The following is a 26,753-nucleotide window of genomic DNA, read 5'->3' on the forward strand; positions in this document are numbered from 1 at the left end:
GACCGGAGGTTCATTTCAGACCCAGTTGTCCATGCGTAGCCCGTGCACGCGGCTGAAATGTTTCGTGTTGTTCGTCACCAAGGTCACGTCGAGCGCGAGCGCATGCGCCGCTATCAGCGTATCGAAGCTGCCGATCGGCGTACCTTGACGGACGAGCGCCGAAGCAACCGCTCCGAACCGAGCCGCTACTCCCTCATCGACAGGGACGACCGTCACGGCAGCAGCAAAGGCGTCGATGAGACCATGCAGCTTCCTGGAGCGACGATGATCAGCGCCGTATCGTAGCTCCGCGAGCGTGATCGCACTCATACAGATCTCCGACGGTTTGTGCTCGAGCAGCCGCGTGGGAACGCCACCGAATCCGCGGAGAGCGAAGCTCACGGTGTCCGTGTCGAGCATGTAGAGGAGCGTCATTCGAACGGATCCTCTATCCCCGTGACGGGCTCCTGTGCCGGCCGCTCGATCTCATCCGACCAGGCCCCAAGGCAGGCACGAAAGCTCGAAGGCCACTCGTCGATCGGCTCCAGGATCACGCGGCGTCCCTCACGCCGTACGAGCACCTCGCCATCGGGGAACCGGCAATCCTTGGGAAGCCTGACAGCTTGACTTCCGCCGTTTTGAAATATTTTTGCTCTACTCGCGCCCATAACTCAAAGAGTATATACATTCGTATATACTCCGTCAAGTGTTCGTCTGATCCGGCTCGGCACGCGCAGGCCAGTGCCCCGCACCAAGCTTCCTGCTTGTGCCCTCTTCCTGGCACCGTCCCGGCGCCGCAACCAGCACCGCGCGCGCTCGGCCAAGAGTCCGCCCCGGTCGACACGGCCACGCTCGTGTCCGCCGGCCTCATCTCCAGCGCCTGGCGAGCTACAGGTTCTCCGGTTTGAAGAGCCTCCGGTAGCTGACGTTGCGACCGGACACCATGAACACGCCGTCGCCGCGGTAGTGAACGGTCGTCGGATAGCGCGGCGATGTCGCGACGTGCGCCTTCACCACCTCGAAGACGAACAGGCTGAGGCGCTTGACGGCGCTCGTGTCGACCAGCTTGCACTCGAAGCTCGCATAACACTCGGCGATGAGGGGCGCGCCGACCTTCGTCGCCTCGACGGCGGTGAGCCCGAACTGCTCGAACTTGTCGACCTCGGATCCGTGGCTGTTCCCTATCCCGATGACGACGCGCACGAGATCGACCGTGGGCACGTTGATCACGCACTCTTTGCTGCGCCGCACCATCTCATGGCTATCGTTCTGGTCCCAGATGAAGCACCCCACGAGGGACGGCTCCTGCATCATCACCATGTGCCAGCCCATCGTCATGATGTTCCGCTGGCCCTTGTGCGCAGAGCTCACCAGCACCACAGGACCCGGCTCCAGGAAGCGCCGGACATCCGCGACCGGAAAATCTGCCTTCTTGTAGGTCTTCATGCGATCACCCGAGGCACGGATGCGATACGAGCGGGCTGGACGCTGACTGCCCGCTTGGCGGGGCGGCAGCGGCCTGCTCGGCGCCAAAACGCATTGTGCCACGCACATCGCGGGCAGCAACGTCGTATACCAGCGCACGAGCGGGGTCAGAGCACCTGTTTGATCAGCTTCAGCGGGCTCAACCGGTCCCAGACGTCCGCCTCGCGAAAGCTCGGCCGCGCCTTGACGGCCTTCGCATACGGGGCGAGGCGTGCTCGCCTGGAGATCTCGGCGTCGAAGCGCACGAAGCCCATCCGTGCGAGGAACGCGGTCCACACCACGTCCGCAGGCCCGGGGCTCGCGGGGGCGCTCATCGAGCCGAAGCGTACCACCGCCGCGCCCCGGCAAGCGCCTGGCCAGGCGGCGATCTGCTCGGCTGCGCCTCGCTGTCGGAGGGCGACGCGAGCCGCGCGCGCGTCGTCGTGCTGGCGAGATCAGAGCTTGCGGTACATCCACACGCTGGGGATTTCGATGTCGAACCCCGCCTTCCGGTACGCGCGTCGCGCCGGAGCGTGGCTCGGATCGCCGCCGGTGCCGACGGTGGCGACCTTCATCCCGGCCTGCTTCAGGTGCGCCGCCGCGAACTCGTACATCGCTGTGCCGATTCCCTTGCCGGCCTGCGCGGGGTCGACGGCATTGAGGCCGATCTCGCCGACAAGCGTCTCCGGAGCGAGCCGGAGCGCCACGAAGCCGACGACCTCGTCGCCGGATTGCGCCACGTACAGCTCCCAGCCCGAGCCGGCCGCCATCAGCGACGTCAGCAGCCCCTCCTGCGCTTCGTCGTCTCGCCGCTGCGCCAGCTCGTAGAGATCGTCGCCGAGGATCGAGCGGAACGACGCGAACACGGGCGCAAAGGCCGCGCGCCGGATGTCCTGAAGGCGGGCCGCGTCCTCGGGATTGGCACGGCGGAAATGGAGCTCAGGCAATCGGATTTCCTCCTGTAGGGCGCCATGCACGCGCGTGGCGCTTGTGAAGCTTCATGCAGACTCACCCTCATGGGAATTCTGCGCTATGAGCGACGCGAAATATCCACGGAGCCACTTCATCCTTGAGCTCTCAGCCCATCCCATTGCGGCCATCGCGCGCTCGATGGCGTCAAACTGCGCTTGGTGGACAGGGAGATCGAGGTCGCCGATCCAGTCGATGACGTGCTCCATGGCGAGCCCCCATTCCCCGTACTTGTGAACCCAGCGGTGCGCGTCGCGGAAGCGCTCTGGGGGGAGCACGTCCTTGAAGGACTCGAGCGCGACAGCGCACAAGGCTTGGATCTCTTGTTTCACCACAAGGTCAACGACCGCGATAAATAGCAGCTTCTGTCGAGATTCAGACTTTCATCCTCGCTGGCCATTCGGGCCGCGCGCTGCATCTCGAGGGAGGCCGACGCACGCTCGGGGAATGCGAGCAGCTCGGCGGCTCCCAGTGAATGGCCCAGGACAAAGGCGAGGTCGACTCCCATGTGCTCTCCGAGTGCGTCACGTTCGCAGCGCCTTACTGGGCCCACAGGCGCAGCTCTGCCAGTCTGGTCGCGACCACCACCATGTACACCAAGGAGGTGACGCTTGGATCATCTTCCGGGTACTGGCTTTCCACGAAGCCCAGCCTCCGGTACAGCCGCATTGCAGGCGTATTGTCCGCAACGACGAACAAGGAGCATTCGCCGACACCCAGCTCCTGAACACCAAGCTCGACCAGGCCACCGACGAGCCACCGGCCCAGCCCCGCACCCCGGTGCTCGGGCGATATAACGAGCCGTCCGAGATGACAGCGACCGGCCCTCAGGTAATACTGGCCAAAACCGAGGAGCTGGTCATCAGCTCCGAGCATCACATAGGAGGGCAGCACACCGCTCCGCGTGTCCTCCAGGAAGGTACTGTCCGTAAACGGGAACCTGAACTGCGGACCACCCCAGTTCTGGCAGCTTCGCCGATCGGGGAACCATTTCTCGATCGCCATGACATGGCTATCTTCTGCGCGTATGAGCTTCATCTGCTTGGCGTCGTTCCCCGCGTTAGAGGTCGTAAACGTGCACGGACAGTCCGGCAGCACAGAGCGTTCTCTGGACAATGGACTCGACCTCTGGCCACTCCCCGCCCGCCAGGCCGCAACCGATTCTTGGCATATGGATTGATGCGCTGACATGCCGCGCGTGCTCCGCGAGCATGGCGAGACATCGCTCAAGCGCATCATACCGGATCGGGGGAACGCCATGCTGCGAACGCACGCCGTGCTGGGCGATCATGTTTGCGACGGAGAGATCGCCTTTCACGCTCACAATCTGTATTTCCCCAAGCTTGAATCCAGCTGCTTCACCCCGGGCATGCCAGGCGCGGTACTGCGGCTCGGGTTCGGGCCACTTCTTCGAGAGCGCGACCACGAACCCACGCCCCCAGCCGCCGATGTCGTTGCAGACGTGGCAGATGATCCTCGCCCCCTCTCCGACGGGATCGGTCGCATCACCCGTGCGGTAGTCGATCGCGTTCATTGTAGACGCAGCGCCTCCTCGTCCTGTTGAATGTAACCGTTCACGGATGAGCACGCCAGGCTGGTTTCGCGATGAGGACGGAGGGATGGACGTGGAGCGGTTCCTCGTCCCCGACCTCATCCGATGGAAAGGGGCCTTGCGTCGAAGGGCTCGACCCCGCAGGGCGGCCTGACGAAGTTCATCTCACAAGCTCGGCTCACCCCTCGTCCTCGCTGCCGGCCTCCGGTCGGTCGTCCTCGACACCGACAGCCGGCCCAGTTTACCTTGGACGAAAGATGACGAGCACACTGACTGCTCCCGGATCCCCGGGCCTCGCCGCGAGCTACATGAGGGCTGTCCGCAGCGCGCCTTTCGCGGTGATCGAGTGCGCGGGAAAACTCGACGATCTCGTGGTCGCCGAGTGGAACGGCGAGGCAGAACGCATCTTTGGATATACCGCTGACGAAGCGGTGGGCCGCCGCCTCGCGGACACGATCGTGAGCGGGCCGGACGCCGAGACCTTCGGGCGTTCGCTCGGGCAGGAGAGCGCCGCGCACCGCTACACCCATGCCCGCAAGGACGGGCGCGCCGTCGTGTGCGAGTGGCGGTATGCGCCCGTGCTCGACGACGGCGGCGAACCGATTCGGCTGCTCTGCTTCGGGCAGGATGTCACGGAAGAGGTCAAGGCCGTCGAGAAGTTCAAGGAGGGCGACATGATCCTCCGGGCCATCCTCGGCGCCGTGGATACGGCCGTGACCCGGATGGATCGGGATGGAGTCTGCACCTTCCACGAGGGCAAGACGCTCCCGTCTCTCGGCCTCAGGCCCGGCCAGTTCGTCGGAATGAACGTGTTCGACGAGCCTCCCGCGCCGATGGACATGGATCCGATGCGAAGGGCGGTCCGGGGAGAGTTCGTCCGCACCCGCGTCGAGGCGTACGGGATGGCCTGGGAGACGTGGATCATCCCGCTGACCGACGAGCGCGGGGAGCGCAACGGCGCGGTCAGCTTCACGCAAGACGCCACGGAGGCGAAGCTCAGGGAAGACGAGCTGAAGGCGCGGCTCGACGTCATCGAGCTCCAGCAACAGGTGATCCGCGATCTGTCGACGCCCATCATCGAGGTCTGGGACAGCGTGCTGACCCTCCCGATGATGGGCGTCGTCGACAGCAGGAGGGCCGCCGACGTGATGGACGACCTCCTGGCCGCCATCGTGGACAAGCGGGCCCGCTTCGCGATCCTGGACCTCACCGGCGTCGAGATCGTCGACACGAAGACAGCGAGTTATCTCATCGAGCTCATCCGCGCCATCCGGCTCCTTGGCGCCGAGGGGGTCATCACGGGCATCCGGCCCAACGTGGCGCAGACGATGGTCTCCCTCGGGCTCGATCTGTCGGGCATCGCGACCGTCGGAAACCTCCGCGCGGGCCTGAAGCTCTGCATGCAGCGCGTGGCAGCGGGCGGCGCGACGCCGAACGGCGCGCCGCCGCGCGCCCCCGGGGGCGCAGCGCCGAGGCTCCCGGGAAGCGGCGGGCGCTGAGGTCCAGGACACGAGGCGGGCCTCGGAGGTCGGGTAGATCGCGGTGGCCTGCGGAAGTTCACCTTTGCGTCGGCAATCCCAGGCCCGTAAGGAACGGCGGACAGGCACCGCGCGCGCGGCGCCGTGGAGACGCCGATCGTGACCACCCACCCCCGCAGCCCCAGGAGCGGCGGCCAGCGCCCCGGGAGCCCTCGCCTCGCCGAGCGCCCCCTCGTCGCTCGCCGCCCCCTCCTCGTCGCTCGCCGCGCCGCCCTGGCGCTCCCCCTCGCGCTCGCCGCCGCCGCGCCCGCCGCGTGCGCCCCTCGGGGCGCCGCGTCGCCGCTCCCCGCCGACGCGCCGCTCCCCGCCGCGTTCTCCGCCGCGCTGGAGGCCGAGATCACGAGCTCGGCCGCCGCCGCGCCGTACCTCGACGCCCTCGACCGCGCCGTCGACGCGCCGAGCGACGACGGCGCCCTCGCCACCGTGATCGCGTCGCTCGACGCGCTCGTCTTCGGCGCCGGCACCGCGGGCGGCCCCGACCCCGACGCCGCGGCCATCGCCTTCCGCTCGCGCGAGGCGCTCCCCGAGGTCGCCCGCCGGCTCCAGCGCGCCTGGGCGTTCGCGGACGTCGACGGCCGCGGCGCGCCGGAGATGCCGTTCGTGCGCGGCGCGCTCGCGAGCGCCCTCCACCGCATCGCCCTGTTCGTCGGCGACGAGGCCGCGGCGGCGACCTGGAGCGCGCGCCGCGGCTGCGCGGGTGAGGCCGCCCTCGTCGGCCCGCTCGACGCGGCGCCCCTCCACGGCCTCGCCCGGCCGTCCCCCGTGAGCTCCGCGCCGGGCGCGCCGCTCGCGAGGGCTTACCCGGGGCTCGCGCCGTTCGCGCAGAGCGCCTCGCCCATCGTCGTCCGCGCCGACGCGTGCGCCATCGACATCGACGCGGTGAGCGCCCTCCAGGGGACGCGCGCCGTGGTCGTCGACCTCCACAACCCGATCGCCCAGCGGGTGAGCCTCGCGCTCGCCTCGCCGTCCGCCGCCGTGCTCGAGGTGGGCGGCGTTCCCGCCCTCCACCGCGAGTACGCGGCCGGTGGCGCGCAGGTCACGCGCCTCGCGACGGTCGAGGCCCAGCCGGGGACGCTGCGCGTCGTCGTGCGCGTGGCGCAGAAAGGCGACGGCGACGCCATCGAGCTCACCGCGTGGGGCGAGAACGGCCTGCCGCTCCGCGCCCGCGCGCCGCGCCCCGGCGCCGCCGCGACCGCGGCCGCGTCCCGCCCCGCCGCGGTCAGCCTGACGCCGGCCCCGGCGTCGCGCGGCGCCGCCGGCCAGCACCCCGGCGCGGCGAACGTCGAGGTCGCGGCCGCGGCCCTGCTCGCGCTCGGCGACGCGCGCGCGGCCGAGCACCTCCTCGATCCGGACGGCGACGGCCGCCTCCGCCAGAGCGACGCGCGCTCGCCGGCCGCCGCGCCGCCTCCGGCCGCCTCCGCGCCGCGCTCGCCGCGCCTCGACCTGCTCTACGCGAGGGCCATCCGCCGCGTGGGCGATCTTCCCGAGGCCGAGGTCGTCGAGCGCACCCGCGCCGCCGTCGATCGCGTGCTCGCCGCGTGGCCCGCGTCGTGGGAGGCGCGCCTCTACAAGGCGGAGCTCGCCGAGCGCCGCGGCGGCCGGGGCGAGGGCACCATGGATGCCCTCCGCGAGCTCGGCGTCCGTGTCGCGCCCCCCGGGCTGGCCGGCCCGAGCGCGCCTGCCGTCGCCGACGCCGATCGCATGGTCCTCTCGGAGCTCGCGGTGGTCGCCCGCCGCGCGAACGTCACCGACGTCGCCGAGGCCGCCTACGCGAAGCTCGCCGCCGCGGCGCCCGGCTCGACGCTGCTCGCCGTCGTCGACGATCGCATCCACGGCCGCGCCGGCGTCGACGCGGTGAAGGCCGCCTGCGAGGGCGGGCTCGATCGCTCGAGCGCCGCGTGCCTCGGCGCGCTCCTCGACGCGAGCGACCGCGACGCGGTCCTCGCCGAGATCAAGCGGCTGCGCCGGCTCCGCCGCGCGCCGGACGCCCTGCGCGAGGTCGAGCTCCGCGAGCGCGTCGCCCGCGGCGACCTGCGCGGCGCGCTCGCCGTGTACGACGCGATGCCGCCGGGGCAGCGGGCGATGCTCGAGGCGCTCGGCCTCGCCGCCGGCCGCGGCGACGCCCGCGCCGTGCGGGGCCGCCTCGCCCGCGACCGCACGACGGCGCGCGACACCCCCGCCGGGCTCGGCCCCATCACCCGCGCCCTCGGCCTCGCGCCGGATCCGGCGCCGGCGCTCGAGACCGAGGGCCGCAAGCTCGTGCTGGAGGACCAGCAGAAGGCGTTCCTCCCCGGCGCCGCGACCGCGGTGCTCCGCCACGTCGAGCGGTTCACGATCTCGCCCGACGGGCTCGTCCACTACGTCACGTACGACCTCCGCCGCGTCTCCGGCACCACGGACGTGGCCCAGGGCGCGGCCACCTACGGCCCGCTCATCGAGGGCCGCGCCATGCCGCGCCTCTTGCGCCGCCGCATCCACAAGCGCGACGGCCGCATCCTCGCGCCCGACGCGGCGTCGAACGCCGCGCAGGACCAGAGCGACCTCTCCCAGCTCGAGCAGGGCGACTACGTCGAGCAGGTCACCGAGGGCTACGCGCTGCCGGGCGACGGCGGCCAGCTCGTCATCGACACGTGGGACCTGCTCCCCGAGCGCACGAGCGTCCGCGAGGCGACGATCGAGGTCAGCCGCCCGACGTCGCTCCCGCTCGCGCTCTGGTCGCACCCGCTGCTCGGCGCCGCGGAGCAGCGCGCCGAGGGCGCCTCCACGGTCAGCGTCTGGCGCATCAAGGACCAGCCGCCGCGGCGCATGGAGGACGGCGTGCCTCGCGTGGAGATGGGCGTCGGCGTCAGCCTGGGGACGCAGACCTGGGGCCACGTGGCCGCGGCGCTCGACGAGAACATCCGCGCGCTCGAGGACCGCGATCCCACCATGACCCGCTGGGCGCGGGAGGCCGCGGGCGCCGACCGGACGCCGTCGCCCGCGCTGCTCGAGCGCGTCGTCGCGGCCGCGGGCAAGGCGGTGAAGGTCGCCGGCGGCGCCGAGCTCTCGGACATGGCGGCGCTCCTCGGCGGCGGCCCGCAGCGCACGACGGCGCGCGCGATGATCGAGCTCGGCCAGGGCAGCCGGTCGTGGGTCGTCTACCGCGCGCTGCGCGAGCTCGGCGTGCGCGCCGATCTCGCGATCGCCGAGACCGAGCCGTTCAGCTCGTCGGCGGACTTCCCGCCGCACGCGGGGCGCTTCCGCCACCCGCTCGTGATCGCCCGCCTTCCGGGCGGCGACGTGTGGATCGACGCCGACGTCGAGGGCCCGCCGCTGCCCCCCGGCCGCATCAGCCCCGAGCTGCGCGGCCGCGCCGCCATGCTGCCGAGCGGCGAGCTCGTCACCGTGGCCGGGACGAGCGGCGAGACCGGCGACGAGGTCGACCTCCGCCTGACGGTCGACGCGCAGGGTAACGCCACGGGAACGTTCACGATCCTTCTGCACGGGCGGGCGGCGCAGGCGCTCTCGGAGGCGTTCGAGACCGTGGTGGGCACGGCGCGGCGCGAGATGCTCCGGGGCGTCGTGCTCGGCTGGCTCCCGTGGGCCGACGTCGAGGACGTTGTCGTCTCGTCGACGGAGGGCTCGTGGGAGGTCGCGCTCCGCGCCACCGTGACGATCCACGGCTTCGCGCAGCCTGCGGGCAAGGACGCCGCGGCGTGGACGCTGCCGGGGCTCGAGCCGGTGCACCTCGTGTTCCCGCGCGCGTACACGAGCACGCTCGGCGCCTCGTACGCCTCGCGGGGGGCCCGCAAGAGCGCGCTCGCCATCGAGACCGCGCTCCAGTACCACGTGCGCCGCAGGATCGAGCTGCCCGAGGGCTACGCGGTCGCGCGCGCGCCCGAGGGCGTGCGCGTCGAGCACGCGGGCCTCGCGGCGTCGCGCAAGGGCAGCTACGGCGCGGCGATCGAGGAGGACTTCGCGCTGAGCTTGCCGACGGGGACGGTGTCGATCGACGAGTACAAGGCGTTCGTCGAGCGGGTGCAGGCGGTCGACAGCGGCTTCATGGCGGGCATCCGGGTGGCGCGGCCGGCGGCGCCGGCGCGGCCCTCTGGCGGCGCGCAGGGGCCGGGCGCTGTCCGCGGCGGGGCGCGGCCGCAGGCGCCGGAGAAGAAGCCGTGAGCCTCGACGTCCGCGAGTCGGTCGCGCTGGCCCCGCTCACGACGCTCGGCGTGGGCGGGCCGGCGCGCTATTTCGCCGAGGCCGACGGCGAGGCTGCTGTGGTCGAGGCGTTCCGCTTCGCCGAGGCCCGCGGCGTGCCGCTCTTCGTGCTGGGCGGCGGCTCCAACCTGCTGATCGCGGACCGGGGCGTCGACGCGCTGGTGCTGCGCGTGCGCGTGCGCGGGATCGAGCTGCTGCGCGGGCGCGGGGAGGACGGCGGCGGGGAGGCCGGCGGCGGCGCGGAGGCCGGGCGCGCCCTCGTGCGCGCGGGGGCGGGCGAGGCGTGGGACGACCTCGTGGCGCGCTCGGTCGTCGAGGGCTGGGCGGGTGTCGAGTGCCTGTCGGGCATCCCGGGCGACGTCGGCGCGACGCCGATCCAGAACGTGGGCGCGTACGGCCAGGAGGTCGCGGAGACGATCGTCGAGGTCCGGGCGATCGATCGCGCGACGGGGGTGGCCGCGGTCCTTTCCGGTGCGGACTGCGGCTTCGGCTACCGCGACAGCCGGTTCAAGCGCGCGTGGCGCGGGCGGTACGTCATCACGGCCGTCACGTTCGCGCTGCGCCCGGGGGGCGCCGCGACGGCGCGCTACCCCGAGCTCCAGCGGGCGCTCGCCGCGCCTGCGGGGGGCGCCGCGCCGCCGCTCGGCGAGGTGCGCAGCGCGGTGATCGCGCTCCGCCGCGGCAAGTCGATGGTGCTCGATCCGGCGGACGAGAACCGCCGGAGCGCGGGGTCGTTCTTCATGAACCCGACGCTCGCCCCCGGCGCCGCCGCGGCCGTCATCGCGCGCATCGAGGCGGCGGGCGTCCTCGCGCCCGGCGAGGCGATCCCGCGGTATCCGGCGGACGGCGGCCGGGTGAAGCTGTCCGCCGCCTGGCTGATCGAGCGCGCCGGCTTCGCGAAGGGGACGCGCCACGGCGCCGCGGGCATCTCGACGCGCCACACGCTCGCGCTGGTCAACCGCGGCGGCGCCACGGCGGAGGAGCTGCTCGGCCTGGCGCGGCGCGTGCGGCGCGGGGTGCTCGATCGATTCGGCGTGGCGCTCTCGGCCGAGCCGGATCTCGTGGGGTTTGCGCCCGGCGAGATCGACGATCTCGTCAGCGGCGCCCACCTGTGAGAGGGGCCCCGGGCGACCGAGGACCCCTCCTCGACAGCTCACCGCCCGGCGTCGTGGAGCAGGCCCTTGATCGCCCAGCCGCTGTCGACCTGGCGCGGGTACAGGTCGCCGACGAAGTGCGCGCCGTGCATCAGCCAGATGCCGACCTGGCCGTTCGTGTGCCGCCAGACGATGTCGTCGCGGCGATCGTGATCGAAGTCGCCGACGCCCTGCACCTGCCATGCGAGGTCGCCGGGCCCGTGCGCGTTGTTGTACGAGGGTGAGTCGAAGCCCTGCTCGCCGCCGAACCAGATGGCGAGCTGGCCATTGGCGTCCCGCCACAGGATGTCCGAGCGCAGGTTGCCGTCGAAGTCGCCGATGGCCTGCACCTTCCAGAAGAGGCTCGGGTCCTGGCCGCCGGGGTACGCCTCGCCCACCCGCACCCCGCCCGACATGAACCAGAGGGCGACCTGGCCGTTCGTGTTTCGCCACAGGATGTCCGAGCGCGCATCGCCGTCGAAGTCGCCGACGCCCTGCACCTTCCACGCGTTGTCGACCGGCGCGGGCTGGTTGTTGTAGCCGGGATAGGCGGCCTGAGCGGCGTCGCCCTTGAACCAGATGGCGAGCTGGCCGTTGGTGTCGCGCCACAGGACGTCCGAGCGCCCGTCGCCGTCGAAATCGCCGACGCCAGCCACCTTCCAGAAGAGGCTCGGGTCCTGGCCGCCGGGGTAGGCCTGACCGACGACGGCTCCGTCATCCATGAACCAGATGGCGACCTGGCCAGTGGTGTGTCGCCAGAGCACGTCGCTCTGGCCGTCGCCGTCGAAGTCTCCGGAGCCCTGGATCTGCCAGGCGAGGCTCGGGTCCTGGCCGCCGGGGTAGGCCTCGCCGACGATGTCGCCGCCGTCCATGAACCAGATGGCGACCTGGCCATTGGTGTGCCGCCACAGCAAGTTGGTGCTGGCCGAGCAGGAGCACGTGTCGCCGTGGCCGCTGCACTGGTTCGAGCGTGACGACGGGCACATGTGCGATTTGATCCAGTCGAACTCGGAGCCCGTCGTGACCCCCTTGCTGACCCAGTCATGGGTCACCGTCCACGTGTGCATCGAGTGGACGGCGTAGAGCCGGCTCGCCTCGACGTTCAAGACGGCCCCGCCCGAGTCGCCGCCGCAAAAGACCTGGTCGTTGAAGCGCAGGATGTCGTGGCCGTCCTCGTACCCGCCGACCACGGCGGCGTCGAAGTTCAGGGTGCCGAAGGGGGTGCTGCAATCGGCGCCCGTGCGCCCGAAGCCGGCGATCGTGACCCGCGGTCCCTCGGCGGGGTAATCGCTGGCCACGACGAAGGGCTTCACGTGCGCCGGCGCGACGCCATTCAGCTTGATGACCGCGATGTCATGCTCGATCTGCCTCTCGGTCCAGGATGGGTTGTAGTCCGGCTGGATCTCGGCCACGCCGCTCAGCACGCGCGGGCGCGCGCCCGGCGTCGCCGGGTCAGGGCGAAAGGTCACCGTCGCGTCCGTGGAGCAGCCGTTGTCGCCGACGTAGCCGTCCTCGCAGAAGCAATGCGCGGCGGTGAGGACCGTGTCCGCGGCGATGACCATGCCCGAGCAGCTCCCCTGCGCGGTCGACACCTTCACCATCGCGAGCAGATCGCTGGGCCCCGCCGGCGTCGGGTCGACGATCGGCGATGCGACCTGGGCCGTCTCCTCGAAGTCGCCCGCCCCGCCGGGGTCGGCCGCGCAGGCGACGAGCGGCATCGCCAGCAAGGGACACAGCCAGCGCCGTCGACGAACATGCTTTTGAGTCATCGGTTCAATCGTCATATCGCTATCCTCCTTTTCGCTTCGCCCGCCGTGGTGACGCGCGAAGGGGACACGCATCGTTTGCTCTGGCGCGCGCTCGCGCCCTCCGTCGTTGGAGGGCGTTCAGCGGGCCTCTTCAGCAACGCGTCGCTCTTCAGGCTTCAGCAACGCACGTGCCGGGTCGGGACGGCGCTCGCCCCCGCGGGTCGCCTATGCGCATGAGCGGGGAGGGACGCTTCTTCCGGCTCCCTCGCGAGCCCGTCGTCTCGAGCGATGTGTCGCCCCGGGAGGACCAGGTGTCTCCTCGACAGAGACAGGGCGAGTGAGGCATCGCGCCAGGATGCGGAGCTCCAGCGCGACGGATCCCTGCTCTTCCAGCGCGGACGCGCCCACGCGGAGGCGGGGTTCGGATCGGGACGTCAGGTCGCCACGCCGGGGGGGGCGGGCGCCAAGGCGTGGTACGAGCGCCCCGTGATCGCGGGGGAGCGCGCGGTCGTTTGCCTGCCGGCGCTGCAGCGCGGACAGCTCACCGTTCAACCCGCGCTGCGCCCGCTGCGGGGCGCCGCTCTCGGAGGAGCCGGAGGCGCCAGCCGCGAGCAACCTGGATCACTCGTCTATCGGCGGGGGCGCGACCCCGGGGCGCGACCCCGGGCTTCGCGGCCGAGCCGTCCGCGAGCGTGATCACCTGCCCGGACCGGAGGGCGCTCGCCGCGCCGGCGCTGCCCAGCGTCGAGGCGCCGTCCGATCTGCGTCCGGGCGCGAGGCTCGGCCGGTTCGAGGTGATCGATGGCCTCGGCCGGGGCGCGCTTCTCGCTCACCGACACCAGGCGGTCGTCCTCGTCGCAGTTCAGCGCGCGCTGCACGCTTGCTTCAGCACGTGGTCGGCCAGCCGGTCGCCGTCGATGTCCTCGAACCTGAGAGGCAACCCCCGCTGCCCTCGGAGTAGTACACCGATCCTCCGATACAGACGAAGAAACAGACTTGCACCTCGAAGCTTCCGTCGCAGCTCTCCTTTCGCCGAAAGCCCACGAAATCGATTCAAAGCGTGCGCAGCACAAGCGTCGAGGCGCGAACCACGACCTGCAACGTAACTGAAGGATGGTCAACAGCACCGAACTCGATCTGTAACCCATCGACTCTGCCTTGGGTATTGGTCATTGTCCACGCCCATAGAATGGGGTGACCGATCGCCGAGGTCCACTCAAAAGGCGCCAATACCACACGAATCGCCCCATCCGAAAGAGCAGCGGGAAAAGCCTCGGAGACGCATATAGAATCATCTACTCCTTCTGCATAAATATACAGCTCCTTCTCAGGGAACGCGAGGTGCGCACCAACACATTGTCCACCGAGATCCTCGTCGACGTACAACCCAACCATGGCCAACGATCTACCTTCGTCGACGAATGGCTTTATCGCATCAAGCACGCTCATTTTTCGCCTCAGTTTACTGACCACAATTCTTGCCGCCGGGTGCTCCACGTACTTGGGGCTCGTCTTCGCCCACGCCGGCAGCGCGGAGGTCTGGTCCGGCTGGAGCGCATACGCGAACGTCGTCGTCACGAGCCCGTACCCGAACTCGGCTCGCCGTGCCGATCGCCTTCACGCACGCGTACACATTCGCATCGCCGTCTCGCACACAGGAACCCACTGACCGCAGAGCAAACAAGGTCTCTCCGTTGCGGGCGCGGAGATGCTTTCACAGCAGACGGCGTCATGCCAGATGCGGGTAATGCCCTGCGAGATCGAGCCACTCGAGCGAGAAGTCGTCGCACACAACAGTGATCACCATGCCACTTCCATGAACGCCGACGATCCAAAATGAACGAGCAACGTCTCCATTTCCAATGTATTGATACCGACGGAGCTCCTCGCCGCTCATCACCCGGCGCTCAGTCGTTGTCTCAACGACATCATACCGCCTCTCGTCGCGTTCGATGGAATCGTGCGAGCAGTTCAGATAGACGAGACCAAGCGGAACAAACCTTAGCAATCGATCCAAGCACAGGAGATCGATAATCCATGTCGCCGACGACTCGTCCAATCTGACGGTGAGCACGGCTGACACATTTTCGATTGGTTGACGACTGCGCCTAGAATCCGCCACGTCCGACATAATTTTCACCTCAAACCGCTGCTGCGTCCGCGCCCGGGAAGTGGATCTCCTGCATCCGTCCCAGCGCGTCGAACACGTACTTCATCGTCGCCTGGTACGGCCCGCGGTGCGGCTCCCGCAGCCTCGGGAACTCCGAGGTCAACTCCGCCGTGTTGCCGAACCGATCGTAACGGAAGCTCCGCTTGCCCGCCGCGCTCGTCTCCTCCACCAGCCGCGCTGCGCGGTTGCCCTGCTCGTCCCCGGCGTCGTCCGGCTCGCCGTACGTGTAGACCACGTCCTGCGTCACCGGATAGTCGATCTTCCGCAGCCGGTTGTGGTCGTACTCGTACCGGATCAGCTGCCCCCGCGCCGCGAGCTCCGCCGTCTGCTTCGCTCGAAGGTTCCCGACCAGATCGTAGCGCCACTCCGCGCGGCCCGCGTCGGGGCTGACCAGCGTCACCATCCGGCCCACCGAGTCGTACGTCGCCGTCGTCGCATTGTTCCGCGCGTCCGTCACCCGCACGAGCTCGTCGAGGGGGCTGTGCTGATAACGCGTCACGATCCGCGTCTCCACCCCCTTGATCCGGTTGAACTCCTCCACCGCCGCGATCCGCCCCCCGACGTCCCGGTACGTGTTCCGCATCTTCGCGTTGGCGTCGATCACCATCTCCTGAAAGAGCAGCCGTCCTTCCAGCGCCACCAGGTCGTGCTCGATCGCCGTCCGCGCGTAGCCGCCCGGCGCGCTCGTGTCCGGGATGGCGACCTCCCGCACACGCGAGACCGCGTCGTAACGCGTGAGCGTCGGCCGCAGCAGCGCCAGGCTCACGAACGCCGTGTCCGCCTCCGCGCTGAAGCTCGGCTGCCCCTGCTCCACCACGCGGCCGAGCGCGTCGAACGCCACCGCCCCGCTGACCGTCATCCCGACCTCGGTGCCCGTGCCCGTGTCCCGCTCGTGGTCCTTCTTGGTCTGCAGCACGCGCCCCAGCCCATCCGCGAACGTCACCGTCACGATCGGGTCGCCCGGGTGCTCCACGTCCTTGTGGCTCGTCTTCGCCCACGCCGGCAGCGCGGCGGTCTGGTCGGGCTGGAGCGCATACTCGAACCCGATCGTCGGCTCCGCTTCTCCCGCCGGCTCCTCCGCGCTCCAGACCTTGCTCGGCGTGCACCCGACCGGCACGGCGTCCTCGCCGTCCTCCGCGAGGTCGCTCGGCCCCCAGACCTCGGTGAGCCGCCCGAAGTCGTCCACGCGGTGCACCATCGTGTGCCCGTTGACGTCGGTCTCCTGCGCCACCGTGCCATACAGCAGATTCGGCACGCCGTGATGCAGCTTGCTGAAGCTCGTGGCCTCACGGTGGTCGAGGTCTTCGAGGAGAACATCTCCGCGGTGAAAGATCGACCCGAGTGGCAGCGGCTCAAGACCGCCGCCCACCAGGGCACGCTCGATGCGGTCCTGGTCTTCGCGCTCGATCGACTGGGCCGCTCTCTGGTGGGCAACCTCCAAGAGGTGCTCACCCTCGATCGGCTTGGCGTCGAGGTGGTCAGCGTGAGGGAGCCCTGGCTCGACATGGGCGGCCCGACCCGGGAGTTGCTCATCGCCATCTTCTCGTGGGTGGCCCAGGAGGAACGGCGGCAGATCGCTTCCCGGTGTCGAGCTGGCCAGGAGCGTGCCCGCCGGCAGGGCAAGCACATCGGCCGTCCCTGAGCGGTGGTGGAGTTCGATCGTGCCATCGAGCTTCGGACCCAGGGCCTCTCCATCCGGAAGGCGGCCGAGAAGCTTGGCTTGTCGTCCTCCGTCCTCCATCGAGCGCTTCGAGCACTCGAAGAACCTGTCCCAGAAGCATCGGCCGTGGCCAGGTGATCGAGGGCCAGATTTCCCCGGTGATCCAAGGGGTCGATCCCGGGGAACGCGGTGTGCCAGATGCTTCAGCTTCTGGAACACCGCCGCTGGGAACCGATCCATTATCCGCTCCAGGCTTCCACCATCCCCATCTTCGGCCCGCTCACCTGGCGCATGGACAGCGATCGATGGCAAGGCTCAACACCATGAGCAGCGGGTGGGTCGACGGCGCATGGACTGGGCGATCGGCTGCGAGACGCCAAGGCTTCGAGGTCAGGGAGTTGGTTGTCCGTGCTTTGCTCGATCGTCGAGCCACGGAGGTAGCGGGTGGCTTTCACGAAGAGGACAGCGAGTGAGGCTGGAGAGTTTCACTGGGCTGTTACCGCCGGTCACGAAGGTGTCCGCGACGGTCCAGGCCCGGCGCTTGACGAACGCGAGGGTGTAGCACGCATGGGTCACTCCCTGTCTACTCCACCGGCGCTCCACTCTCGGAAGAGCTTCCACGCGAGCATGAACGCTTCCGGGTCCGGAGGCCCCTCGTTCGCACTGGGAGCGAGAACCCCTGCACGTGTCCTTGACAGCAGATGCTCCAGCCATGAAAAAAGCGCGAATACCTGCTGCCCACCCCACTCTGCTCCCATGCGGTAGTCGAACGCGATGGTGTCCTGAAAGACGTGAACGCCGAGACACGGAATGGTGACTTCGCAAGCGCTAGCTCCCTCGATTGCGAAGTGGAAGGGTGATGCTTGGCCGGTGCTAACCAGCAGAGCGGCATTGGGCACCTCGTCCAGTCCACGATCTGTTGTTGCCTGCGCGTCCCAGAATGTCGCATCTCGACTGACAACATGGGACCCGCGTCGAATCGACGAATACAGGTCCGCGACTTCACCGTTTGTTAGGTTCTGAAGCTCGACGGTTGGAAGAGAGCCATCATTGGTCTCAAAGCACTGCCGCACACGGTTCCAGAGCATCTCGGGTGACATCTGCCTCACCTAGTACTATTCCACGAAACCACCGAAGGAGCCGTCCGCATTGAACCGAGCACCTCTTCCATCAGGCGCGCTGACCTGCCAGCCCCCTCGGCCGAGGGGCGTTGTTGTTGACCCTGGGCTGGTCAGGATGTCATCCAACTGATCCTGTCCAGCCTTGTTCCAGTTTTCGGGTGGCCCCTTGGCGCCAGGAAACTTCGTGGTCCCAGGTCTCCCGCCGGTCCGATGCTTTTGCAGTGCCCGCCCAGCCCTCGTCAGTAGTCCTGCCTTATCGGCTGGGTCTAACGCCTGCCCTGCTTTCGAGAGAGCGTCAACGGATGGTCCCCCCCTTGCGGCCGGCTTCTTGGGCGGCTCCACCGCAGCTGCGGCAGGCGGCTTGGGAGGCTGCTTCGCCCCGCCCCCGCCCGCTGCAGGCGGTGGGGGTGGCGACGGTACTTCCGCGGGAGGCGCGGGCGCAGGCGCAGCTTCAGATGGCTTGGGGGAGTCTCCATCCGAGATGGCATCGTAGATCAAATAGCCCACGAGGCCTACACCTCCGACAATGACCGCGCCAGCAACGATCACCTCCCCAAATGGCGAGGGCTCGGCCAGTGCCACCGCAGTGGCCGAACCGGCTGTCTTCGCGGCAGTTTCCAAAACCTGCGCAGCTTCCTTTGAATACCTGCCATCCGGATCAACGAAAGCTACGGGGTTATTCCATGCATACGTGTACAGGCCCAGGTTGATCGGCTTGAATACCCCGCCGTTGATCCTGCCGACCATGTACTCTGTCAGCGCCGGATCCGGGCTCACCCACACCCCCAGCCGCGGCTCATAGCTCCGCGCCCCGTAGTAATAGAGCCCCGTCGACAGATCGAGCTCCTTCCCGGTGAACAGGTACGGCTGCCGGTTCTGGAACCGCGAGTCCGTCTGGTCCGCCCACAGCTCCCCGCTCGGCAGGTACTCCACGTGCTGGCTCAGCGCCTGGTCCTGGTCGGTGACGTACTGCGTGCTCCCGAGGTGGTCCGGGTGGTAGTACAAGACCGGCGGCATCTGGAACCAGTCCGCGTCGATCTTGCTCGCGATCCGCGTCTCCCCCGCGAACAGGTGCTTCGTCGCGATCACCCCGTTACGCACCACGAGGTGCTGATCGACGTACGCCGTCTCCTCCTCCCCGGCGACCCGGTGCAGGTGGATCCGCCGTTCCCCCGCGCCGTCATACAGCGCCCGCGACATCTCCTGCCCGTTCTCGCTCACCGACACCAGCCGGTTGTCCTCGTCCCAGCTCAGCGTGCGCTGCAGGTTGCCCCGGTACTTCCACTGCTTGTGGTTGCCGTTCGCGTCGTAGAACAGCTCTCGCAGCCGCGGCTGCGACTCCGCCGGCACGTACTCGTCCACCTGGTTCGCCGCGTGCGGCCTCGGCCCGGTGTACCGGTATTCGTTTCGGTACGTCCTCTCCCGGATCGGATACTGCAGCTGCCAGTTGTCCGGCCCGACCCGCCCGTACTGGGCGACCTCCTGCCGCTTCGTCGTCGCGTTCCCGAGGACGTCGAAGTCGATGCCCAGCGTGTACCGTTGCTGCTCGTTTCCCCGCTCCTGGTAGATCCCCGAGGCCTCGGTCAGCTGGTTCAGGTCGTCGTACGCGAACCGCTGCTGCGTCCGCGCTACCATGACCGCCCCGCCCAGCGACTCGTCGAACGGCACCTCGTTGTTCAGCTCCCGGATGTTGCCTACGAGATCATACCGGTAGCGCAGCCGCTGGAACGGCCTCGGCGGCCGCCCCATCGACCGCATCTGCGTGCTCTGGTGGTCCGCGTTGACCTCCGTCATCCGCCGCGTCGACTCGTCGTACCGGTACTTCGTCTCGACCCCGTTGCCCGCGACCACACGCACCCGCTGCCCGAACTCGTCGTACCCGATGTGCCTCAGGTACTCCGTCGTCCTCGGCTCGCTCGGGTGCTGCGGATTGACGCGCTGATTCTCCCCGACCACCGACACCACCGCGCCGCCGCGGTCGTACCCGTAGCGCACGACCTCCTCGCCCGAACCGGGGAAGCGGAGCTCCTGCATCCGCCCCAGCGCGTCGAACGCGTACTTCATCGTCGCCTGGTACGGCCCAAGGTGCGGCTCGCGCAGCCGCGGGAACTCCGAGGTCAGCTCCGCCGTGTTGCCGAACCGATCATAACGGAAACTCCGCTTGCCCGCCGCGCTCGTCTCCTCCACCAGCCGCGCCGCTCGGTTGCCTTCCTCGTCCCCGGCATCGTCCGGCTCGCCGTACGTGTAGACAACGTCCTGCGTCACCGGATAGTCGATCTTCCGCAGCCGGTTGAAGTCGTACTCATACCGGATCAGCTGCCCCCGCGCCGCGAGCTCCGCCGTCTGCTTCGCTCGCAGGTTCCCGACCAGATCGTAGCGCCACTCCGTGCGGCCCGCGTCGGGGCTGACCAGTGTCACCATCCGGCCGACCGAATCGTACGTCGCCGTCGTCGCGTTGTTGCGCGTGTCGGTCACCCGCACGAGCTCGCCGAGGGGGTTGTGCTGGTAACGCGTCACGATCCGCGTCTCCACCCCCTTGATCCGGTTGAACTCCTCCACCGCCTCGATCCGCCCCCCGACGTCCCGGTACGTGTTGCGCACCTTGCCGTTGGCGTCGATCACCATCTCCTGGAACAGCAGCCGTCCTTCCAGCGCCACCAGGTCGTGCTCGATCGCCGTCCGCGCGTAGCCGCCCGGCGCGCTCGTATCCGGCGTGGCGACCTCTCGCACGCGCGACAGTGCGTCGTAATGCGTGAGCGTCGGCCGCACCAGCCCCAGGCTCACGAACGCCGTGTCCGGCGCCGCGCTGAAGCCCGGCTGCCCCTGCTCCACCACGCGGCCGAGCGCGTCGAACGCCACCGCCCCGCTGACCGTCATCCCGACTTCCGTGCCCGTGCCCGTGTCGCGCTCGTGGTCCTTCTTGGTCTGCAGCACCCGCCCCAGCCCATCCGCGAGCATCACCGTCACGATCGGGTCGCCGGGATGCTCCACGTCCTTGTGGCTCGTCTTCGCCCACGCCGGCAGCGCCGCCGTCTGACCCGGCTGGAGCGCATACGCGAACCCAATCGTCGGCTCCCCTTCTCCCGCCAGCTCCTCCGCGCTCCAGACCTTGCTCGGTTCGCATCCGACCGGCACGGCGTCCTCGCCGTCCTCCGCGAGATCGCTCGGCCCCCAGACCTCCGTGAGCCGCCCGAAGTCGTCCACCCGGTGCACCATCGTGTGCCCGTTGACATCGGTCTCCTGCGTCACCGTGCCATACAGCAGATTCGGCACGCTGTTCGAATGGTACCCGAAGCTATCGCTCGCGCACGTGCGGTAGCTGTGCGTCACCTCATCGTAGCTGTACGTCAGCTTGTAGCTGTTCGGGTCGGTCGACGTCTTGAGGTTGCCGAAGTCGTCGAACCCATAGCTCCACGTGGCCTCCGCATTCGCGTAGGTCGTCCCATCCGCCCGCTTGCCGCCGGAGATGACGTTCGTGACGGTCTTGAGTGCGCCCGTTCCCGGCCAGTACGTCGCCGTGCGCCGGCGCAGCACGCGGCCCTGCTCGTCCGTCGTCTCGACGAGCTCCGGCTTCACGATGTAGGCCGAGCCAGGCTCCGTGTACTCCACCCTCTGATGCACATCGTCGTCCGGCGTGTCGGCCTCGCCGTCGGCGTGCAGCTCGATCAGGTTGCCGAGCTCGTCGAAGACCCGCGTCTCGCGCGCGCTCTTGTGCGGCGCGCTCGGGTCGTCGGTCGTCCCCTCGTAGAACGCGCTCCTTCTCTCCGTCTCCTTGGGGAAGAACGAGCCCGCCCTGGGCTCCAGCCCCTCGGGCGGCGGCGCATAGTCGACCTCGTTCACCGTGTAGAGCAGCCCGTCGCCGTCGCGCAGCGTCGAGCGCGCGACCAAGCCGCGGCGGTAGACGTCGTGGTTCAGGTGCTCGACGTCCTCGCTCGACATCGCCGTGACGCCATCCTCGCCGAGCGCCGTCGTCGTCACGAGCCCGTACCCGAGCTCGACCCGCTCCTCCCGGTCGTAGACCCCATCCGCGTGCGTCGCGATGCGCGTCCGGTACGCATGCACTCCGTACACCCCCGGCGCTCCCTCCACGCCGTCGTGCACCGTCACCTCGCTCAGCGCCCACTGGCTCGACGGCATATCGACCTGAGGCGCCCTATCCATCTCCCCGAGCGCCCCTTCGCGCGGCACGACCAGGTTGCCCTCGCGCTGGTAGTCGAGCTCGATGCTCCCGCCGAGCGGCCGGCTCACCCGCCGCAAGAGGTTCGTCTTGCCCAGCGCGTTGACCCGCGCGTACACCGTCGCGTCGCCGTCCCGCTTGAGCACGTGATCCTGAAGGCCATCACCGTCGATGTCCTCGAACGCGAGGTGCGATGAGCCGGCGCCTTCCGAGTAGAACACCGAGCCGCCGACGCACACGAAGTAGCAGACATCGACCTTGAAGCTGCCCTCGTAGCTCTCCGACCTGCGGAAGCTCACTGCGTCGCCCCCGCCCATGAACGCGTACTCTGGCGGATCGATCGACACGCCCCACGCCCCCGCGGGCCAGGACTCCTCCGGCGCGAACCGGCTCCCGAGGTTGAGCTGCACCCGGAACCACGGCTCTTCCGGCGCCTTCATCACCTTGTCCGGCAGCCCGTCGCCGTTCACGTCCGCGAAGTCCACCACCGTCCGCGCCGTCGTGTACGTGTACCCCGCGCCGGCGGCGGCCACGGTCGCGTCCACGCCGACGCCGACGCTGTTCGCGCCCGTGTCCTCCAGCCGCACCGCGTCCACCCCGGCCGCGTCCGTGAACTCGCTCAAGATGTCGCCGAGCGTCTCGCGCAGCGCTCCCGCATCGAAGTCGCTCTTCTCGAAGCGCGCCCGCTCCAGCGGCACCGGTCCAGCGAACCGGTGCCCCAGGTTGAACGCCACCGTCATCACCCCGCTCGCGGGATCCTGCGTCACCTGGTCCACCAGACCATCGCCGTTGACGTCCACCAGATCCACGTGCGTGGCGGACAGGCCATAGCTCGTCCCCAGGTGGAATTGCGTGTGCAGGTACCCCTCGAAGCGCCCTTCGCTCGTGGTCTTGGAGATCGTCTGGATCTCGCTGTCCACGGTGACCGAGGCGCTCCCTTCCAGCCGGATCGCACGGTGCTCGATCCGCCGCAGCGCCTCCGGCAGCGACCAGCTGTCCCGCGGCCCGAACCCTCGCCCGGTGTTGAGCACCGCGCCCTCGCGCGTCACGCTGTCGGGCAATCGATCGCCGTTGATGTCGATCAGGTCCCTGTCCGACGTGGTGCTGCCAAAGCTGTAGCCCGCCCCCAGCGGCCCGAGGTTGGCGCTGATCTCCGCGTTCCACGTCTCCGCGCTGCGCAGCCGGCCGAGCTGCCCCCCTCCCCGCCTCACCTTGCCCACGATCGACGGCTTGACCGCGCTGCCGCCGACGAACGCCTCCGACGCGGCCGCGCCCCACACCGGCGCGCTGCCCTGCGGCAGCGGCACAGCGAGCGTGAAGCCGCGCTCCGGGTGGAGCGTCGGAAAGGCGATGTCCGCCTCCGAGAAGGCGCGATCTCCATCGAGGAAGCCGACCGACCAGCCATGGAACCCGCCGGCCATCGGGTCCTCCGACCCGCCGCTCGCCGCCGCCTCGGGCGCGAAGAAGCCGGTCGACACCGGCTCCCCGTCGATCGTCGCCTGCAGGGCGGCGCCCGTGGGCGGCTCCTGCGCGAAGGCCGTGACGAAGATGGGCTCGCCGGCCTGGACCTCCAGGTCGACGTCCACGGGGAATGCCGTACCAGCAGCGCTCGGCGCGGAATACGCCTGCTTGAAGAGCAGCCGATGCACGCCCTGAACGACCAGGGTCAAGGGCTGAGTGAACGTATAGGTCCCCGGTACCAACAGCATTCCCTCGAGCCGCGCCGTCCCCGTGCTCGGCGCGATCCACGGCCGCGGGCGCGTCGCATGCGACCACCTCGCGACAGGCATCGACACATGCGCCTGCTGCTCGATGAGCGCGAGCGGCAGCGGCGCGTCCCCGGGCCCGTCGTTGTGCAGCGTGCAGCCGGCGCGGCCGTTCGGCTGCGCGCCGCACTGCACCTGCCCGCGCCGCGGCGCGCCCGTCGCCCGGTCCACGCGCGTGTATTCCTCGTACCGGATCACCGGGCTCCACGCGATGCGCGCCGGATCATCGGGCAACTCCCCCTTCACCCGGAACCGGAGGCGATCGCCCGCGAGCACCGGGATCGCCTCGGGCAGCAGCGCGCCCATCCCGAGCCCACCGGCGCCCGCGTCAACGTGCTGCGGCGCCAGGATCGACTCCGCCGCGGCGCTGCCGCGCTCCCGCACGATCTCCACCCACAGCTCATCGCTCGTCGCCCACTTCGAGAGGTCGCCCGTGATCCGGACGCTGCCATCGGCCGGCGCCACCCAGGGCACGTCAGGCCTGCCGGCGAGCCGGTGGTCGTGGCTGTACTCGAAGCGGTGGATCGGCGCCCCGTCCGGCCCCACCTGCGCGAGCTGCGCCTCGCTCGCCTCGTAGGTGATCGACGGGCTCCACGAGATCAGGTCAGCCGCCGTGTCCACGGGCCGCTCGGGGTCGATCACCGGCGCCGCGCTCACCCGGAAGTAGATCCGGTCGCCCGCGGCCACGTGCGTCGTGAGGACATCGCCGCCGCACCGATGCGCGCCAAGGAGGCAGGGAGTCAGCTCGTCCCCGTCGAGTACATCGTCGAAGAGCGGCTCCACCGCGCCGCTCCGCACGATCTGCACCCGCACCCCATCGCCGCCCGCCTCCTGCTTCTGCAGCGCCCCGCCGATGCGGATGTCTCCCTCGAACGGCGCGATCCAGCGCAGCAGCGGATCGGCCGGATGCAAGTCCTTGCGCGCCGCCTGGGCCAGGTCGGGACGGCCGGACGGCGCGCCGCTCGTGTCGAGCGCGCCCCACGGCTGCTTGCTCCCGAAGCGGCCCCGCCGGTCATTGAGCGCGGCGTAGACGCCCCCGAGCGGACCGCCCGACACCAGATCGGGGTAGCCGTCGCCGTTGATGTCCGTGACGATCTGCTCGTCCTCCGTGCTGCTGCGCGTGTACCCCACCGAGCCGCTCAGCACCGCGACGTTCAGCCCCGCGTACACGCTCCATCCCGAGCGGTCCGTCAAGCCCAGATCCCTGTCGAACAAGCCGAGCGCGCTCGCCGCCGTAAGATGGCTCCCGGACGCCGCGCGAAGCAGGTTGAGCCCGACATCGCCGCTGTCCTCCAGGAAGTCGGGCGTCCCGTCGCCGTTGAGGTCGAACACGCTCTTGCGCACCGTCTCGTCGCCGAAGAAGCCGCCCCCGCCGACCGAGATCGAGAACATGCCGATGCCCAGCCCCACCGACGCGCTGCCGCCCGCGGTCGAGTCCTCCGTGCGCGACAGGCCGCCCTTCGTCTTGGCCTGTCCCCATGCCTCCGCGGCCTGCGCGAACGCCGCCACCTCGCCGGACGCGGTGCGCGGCGCCGTGAAGTAGTCGAACGTATGCCGGTACAGCTCCTCGCCGAGCGTCACCTGACCGCCCGCCTGCCGCGCGCCTCGCCCATGGAACGCGATGGCCTGCAGGAGGCGCTTGCCGAAATCGCCGTCGATGTAATGGAGCGCGTAGCTGCGGACCACGACGTCGCCGAACCGCACGTCCACACGCGAGAGCTGCTTTTCGGTCTGCTCGAGAAAGCCGGGCCTGCCGCTGAGCATGACGTCGGGCCGCCCGCTCTCGGACACGAAATCCACGGCATAGGCCGCTTCGACCCCTCGTGACGCGTTCGCCGTGTACTCGATGCGCTCGGGGTGCACCTCGATGCGCGGCGGCGGACCGGCCTCGACCTCGCGATCATAGCGGACCCGCATCTGGTTGCCGAACGTGTCGCGCACCTCGTCGACGTACCAGCGGAACACGTTGCGCGGCTGGCCCGGCCCCGGCACGGGATCGTCGAGCCGCGCATTCGCATCACGGCCGTAGACAACCGTTGTCCCGTCCTTGTCCGTCACCTCCCAGAAGTAGCTGGCGGCCCCGGTGCCATGCCGCACGATGCGGTCGAACCGCCCTTCCACCCGCCGCCGGAACAGGCACGGATCGCCGCAGGCGCCGCCGTCAGCCTGCACGAGCTCGCTCCCGTCGAGCAGGTAGCGCGGCATCTCCCCCGCCGCGTACGTCGGCACCCCGAAGCGCGTGTCGATCTCGATGCTCGACAGCCGCAGATCCCACCCTACGCCGAGCCAACCGTTGCGGTGCTCGCTGTCGTACGCGATCGCGAGCGCCGGCTCGATCCCGTTGCGCCCCGGCGGAACCGCGATCGCATAGCTCAGCCGCGCCGCGCCGCTGGAGCTCGCCTCCGGCGGCGCGACCGCCGTCACTGCGGCGAACGGGCTCCCCAGCGCGAGCCCCTTGATGCTGTTCGGATCGAAGCTGCGCGTGCCCGGCGCGTCCGGCATCGCGAGCGTGGCATTCACGAAGTCGGTGAAGTGGTCGGTCAGGCTCGCCAGCTTGCCCTTTGCGGCCTCGCCGTCCCGCGCGACGCGCTGCCACTGGCCCAGCGCCTCGTCGAAGTAGAAGCCCGTCACGTGCTGCGCGGTCATCCCCGGGGGAATCGCGCGCTCGTCATAAGGCAACGTCAGCCGCACCGGCTTCTTGAACCTGAGCCCGTGCGGCCCGAAGCGGTACGCCCTCGCCCCGGGCGTGACGTTGACCATCGCGCGCCCCATCGGACGCACCTCGCCCTGGTCGAGCGGGCGAATCGTGATCCGCACTGGCTCGTCCACCGCGCCTTGAGGGATCTCCAGCACGGCCCCCTCGAACGCCACCACCCGCGCATTGTCGGGCAGCACCATCTCGCCGAACGGCGCCCCCACGTCCTCGACCAGCGGCGCATCGACGCGAGGCCCCAGGGGCAGCCCCCCGACACCGTCGCTCGGCAGCCGGAAGGGAATCGAGGAGAGCGCTACCCCGCCGCCCGGCGGCGACAGCGGCATGAGCCGCGGCTCCGGAGGTCCTGCCAGCGCGAGGCCTTCATGCCCCCGCCCGAGCAGCAGCACCACCACACAGAACAAAGCAAGACGGTACAACCAGCCCGCGTGTCGCATTCGAGACACTCCCGACGCAAGGTCTGTTGAATTCGCGGCCACCTATGTCCCGCATGCCCCGCCGTGTCAACACCACCTCGATTACAAGCGATTACAGCGCGCCGCCCTCTCCTCGCCTCGCCGGCCGCC

Annotated in this window: 20 protein-coding genes; 5 read left to right on the plus strand and 15 right to left on the minus strand. The window is 69.6% G+C overall.

The features are described from left to right. Nucleotides 1-15: 15 nt before the first annotated feature. The 9 genes from WME73_RS43460 to WME73_RS43500 all read right to left on the minus strand — a co-directional run bounded on the left by WME73_RS43460 (nucleotide 16) and on the right by WME73_RS43500 (nucleotide 3,946). Nucleotides 16-414: a type II toxin-antitoxin system VapC family toxin gene (locus WME73_RS43460; protein WP_437913421.1), complete on the minus strand. Its 399-nt coding sequence runs from the start codon at nucleotides 412-414 to the stop codon at nucleotides 16-18. Then, nucleotides 411-647, minus strand: a complete 237-nt coding sequence (locus tag WME73_RS43465; protein ID WP_437742152.1) for an antitoxin — start codon at nucleotides 645-647, stop codon at nucleotides 411-413. Before WME73_RS43465 ends, WME73_RS43460 begins: the two co-directional genes overlap by 4 nt. A 220-nt stretch (nucleotides 648-867) precedes the next feature. Beyond that, a complete protein-coding gene (locus tag WME73_RS43470) occupies nucleotides 868-1,425 on the minus strand; it encodes a flavin reductase family protein (RefSeq protein WP_437742153.1) in 558 nt (185 codons plus the stop codon). 146 nt (nucleotides 1,426-1,571) lie between these two features. Then, entirely contained in the window at nucleotides 1,572-1,778 is a 207-nt protein-coding gene (locus tag WME73_RS43475) for a hypothetical protein (RefSeq protein ID WP_437742154.1), read from the minus strand. 120 nt (nucleotides 1,779-1,898) lie between these two features. Continuing rightward, the gene (locus WME73_RS43480; protein WP_437913422.1) at nucleotides 1,899-2,390 is read right to left on the minus strand and encodes an N-acetyltransferase family protein; all 492 of its coding nucleotides are present in this window, start codon (nucleotides 2,388-2,390) and stop codon (nucleotides 1,899-1,901) included. A 51-nt stretch (nucleotides 2,391-2,441) separates the two neighbouring features. Then, on the minus strand, nucleotides 2,442-2,744 hold the full coding sequence (locus WME73_RS43485; protein ID WP_437742156.1) for a MafI family immunity protein: 303 nt from the start codon (nucleotides 2,742-2,744) through the stop codon (nucleotides 2,442-2,444). Next, nucleotides 2,741-2,920: a hypothetical protein gene (locus WME73_RS43490; RefSeq protein WP_437742157.1), complete on the minus strand. Its 180-nt coding sequence runs from the start codon at nucleotides 2,918-2,920 to the stop codon at nucleotides 2,741-2,743. Before WME73_RS43490 ends, WME73_RS43485 begins: the two co-directional genes overlap by 4 nt. 32 nt (nucleotides 2,921-2,952) lie before the next feature. Next, nucleotides 2,953-3,450 carry a GNAT family N-acetyltransferase gene (locus WME73_RS43495; protein WP_437913423.1) on the minus strand — a complete coding sequence of 166 codons (498 nt, stop codon included), beginning with the start codon at nucleotides 3,448-3,450 and terminating at the stop codon, nucleotides 2,953-2,955. Nucleotides 3,451-3,472: 22 nt separating this feature from the next. Further along, nucleotides 3,473-3,946, minus strand: coding sequence for a macro domain-containing protein (locus WME73_RS43500; RefSeq protein ID WP_437913424.1), 474 nt, complete (start codon nucleotides 3,944-3,946; stop codon nucleotides 3,473-3,475). Between the two features lie 275 nt (nucleotides 3,947-4,221). Between WME73_RS43500 and WME73_RS43505 the strand changes: the two genes are divergently transcribed. The 3 genes from WME73_RS43505 to WME73_RS43515 all read left to right on the plus strand — a co-directional run bounded on the left by WME73_RS43505 (nucleotide 4,222) and on the right by WME73_RS43515 (nucleotide 10,814). Then, a complete protein-coding gene (locus WME73_RS43505; RefSeq protein ID WP_437742160.1) occupies nucleotides 4,222-5,463 on the plus strand; it encodes a PAS domain-containing protein in 1,242 nt (413 codons plus the stop codon). Between the two features lie 138 nt (nucleotides 5,464-5,601). After that, nucleotides 5,602-9,660: a hypothetical protein gene (locus tag WME73_RS43510; protein ID WP_437913425.1), complete on the plus strand. Its 4,059-nt coding sequence runs from the start codon at nucleotides 5,602-5,604 to the stop codon at nucleotides 9,658-9,660. Beyond that, a complete protein-coding gene (locus tag WME73_RS43515) occupies nucleotides 9,657-10,814 on the plus strand; it encodes a UDP-N-acetylmuramate dehydrogenase (RefSeq protein ID WP_437913426.1) in 1,158 nt (385 codons plus the stop codon). The genes WME73_RS43510 and WME73_RS43515 overlap by 4 nt, the downstream gene beginning before the upstream one ends. Nucleotides 10,815-10,852: 38 nt before the next feature. Here WME73_RS43515 and WME73_RS43520 read toward each other — a convergent pair whose 3' ends face one another. From WME73_RS43520 to WME73_RS43535, 4 genes are all read right to left on the minus strand, one after another. After that, the gene (locus WME73_RS43520) at nucleotides 10,853-12,550 is read right to left on the minus strand and encodes an FG-GAP-like repeat-containing protein (RefSeq protein WP_437913427.1); all 1,698 of its coding nucleotides are present in this window, start codon (nucleotides 12,548-12,550) and stop codon (nucleotides 10,853-10,855) included. 1,083 nt (nucleotides 12,551-13,633) lie between these two features. Further along, nucleotides 13,634-14,158, minus strand: a complete 525-nt coding sequence (locus tag WME73_RS43525; protein WP_437913428.1) for a DUF6334 family protein — start codon at nucleotides 14,156-14,158, stop codon at nucleotides 13,634-13,636. Between the two features lie 151 nt (nucleotides 14,159-14,309). Then, a complete protein-coding gene (locus WME73_RS43530) occupies nucleotides 14,310-14,654 on the minus strand; it encodes a hypothetical protein (RefSeq protein WP_437913429.1) in 345 nt (114 codons plus the stop codon). A gap of 67 nt (nucleotides 14,655-14,721) precedes the next feature. Further along, the gene (locus WME73_RS43535; RefSeq protein ID WP_437913430.1) at nucleotides 14,722-16,005 is read right to left on the minus strand and encodes an RHS repeat domain-containing protein; all 1,284 of its coding nucleotides are present in this window, start codon (nucleotides 16,003-16,005) and stop codon (nucleotides 14,722-14,724) included. Nucleotides 16,006-16,041: 36 nt separating this feature from the next. Between WME73_RS43535 and WME73_RS43540 the strand changes: the two genes are divergently transcribed. Further along, complete coding sequence (locus WME73_RS43540) at nucleotides 16,042-16,392, plus strand: recombinase family protein (RefSeq protein WP_437742170.1); 351 nt, start codon at nucleotides 16,042-16,044, stop codon at nucleotides 16,390-16,392. Nucleotides 16,393-16,398: 6 nt separating this feature from the next. Beyond that, nucleotides 16,399-16,548, plus strand: a complete 150-nt coding sequence (locus WME73_RS43545; protein WP_437748107.1) for a helix-turn-helix domain-containing protein — start codon at nucleotides 16,399-16,401, stop codon at nucleotides 16,546-16,548. Between the two features lie 434 nt (nucleotides 16,549-16,982). Here the strand turns inward: WME73_RS43545 and WME73_RS43550 are convergent, their stop codons facing one another. Then, a complete protein-coding gene (locus WME73_RS43550; RefSeq protein ID WP_437913431.1) occupies nucleotides 16,983-17,510 on the minus strand; it encodes a hypothetical protein in 528 nt (175 codons plus the stop codon). A 15-nt stretch (nucleotides 17,511-17,525) separates the two neighbouring features. Then, entirely contained in the window at nucleotides 17,526-26,579 is a 9,054-nt protein-coding gene (locus WME73_RS43555) for a SpvB/TcaC N-terminal domain-containing protein (RefSeq protein ID WP_437913432.1), read from the minus strand. Between the last annotated feature and the right edge of the window lie 174 nt (nucleotides 26,580-26,753).

The sequence above is a fragment of the Sorangium sp. So ce302 genome (assembly GCF_051530145.1).
Lineage (GTDB): Bacteria > Myxococcota_A > Polyangia > Polyangiales > Polyangiaceae > Sorangium > Sorangium cellulosum_B.

What these genes read in the sequence shown, in the direction of transcription:
- WME73_RS43460 (WP_437913421.1), bottom strand. Translation starts at nt 414, where the DNA reads ATGACGCTCCTCTACATGCTCGACACGGACACCGTGAGCTTCGCTCTC.
- WME73_RS43465 (WP_437742152.1), bottom strand. Translation starts at nt 647, where the DNA reads ATGGGCGCGAGTAGAGCAAAAATATTTCAAAACGGCGGAAGTCAAGCT.
- WME73_RS43470 (WP_437742153.1), bottom strand. Translation starts at nt 1,425, where the DNA reads ATGAAGACCTACAAGAAGGCAGATTTTCCGGTCGCGGATGTCCGGCGC.
- WME73_RS43475 (WP_437742154.1), bottom strand. Translation starts at nt 1,778, where the DNA reads ATGAGCGCCCCCGCGAGCCCCGGGCCTGCGGACGTGGTGTGGACCGCG.
- WME73_RS43490 (WP_437742157.1), bottom strand. Translation starts at nt 2,920, where the DNA reads ATGGGAGTCGACCTCGCCTTTGTCCTGGGCCATTCACTGGGAGCCGCC.
- WME73_RS43495 (WP_437913423.1), bottom strand. Translation starts at nt 3,450, where the DNA reads ATGAAGCTCATACGCGCAGAAGATAGCCATGTCATGGCGATCGAGAAA.
- WME73_RS43500 (WP_437913424.1), bottom strand. Translation starts at nt 3,946, where the DNA reads ATGAACGCGATCGACTACCGCACGGGTGATGCGACCGATCCCGTCGGA.
- WME73_RS43505 (WP_437742160.1), top strand. Translation starts at nt 4,222, where the DNA reads ATGACGAGCACACTGACTGCTCCCGGATCCCCGGGCCTCGCCGCGAGC.
- WME73_RS43520 (WP_437913427.1), bottom strand. Translation starts at nt 12,550, where the DNA reads ATGCCGCTCGTCGCCTGCGCGGCCGACCCCGGCGGGGCGGGCGACTTC.
- WME73_RS43550 (WP_437913431.1), bottom strand. Translation starts at nt 17,510, where the DNA reads ATGTCACCCGAGATGCTCTGGAACCGTGTGCGGCAGTGCTTTGAGACC.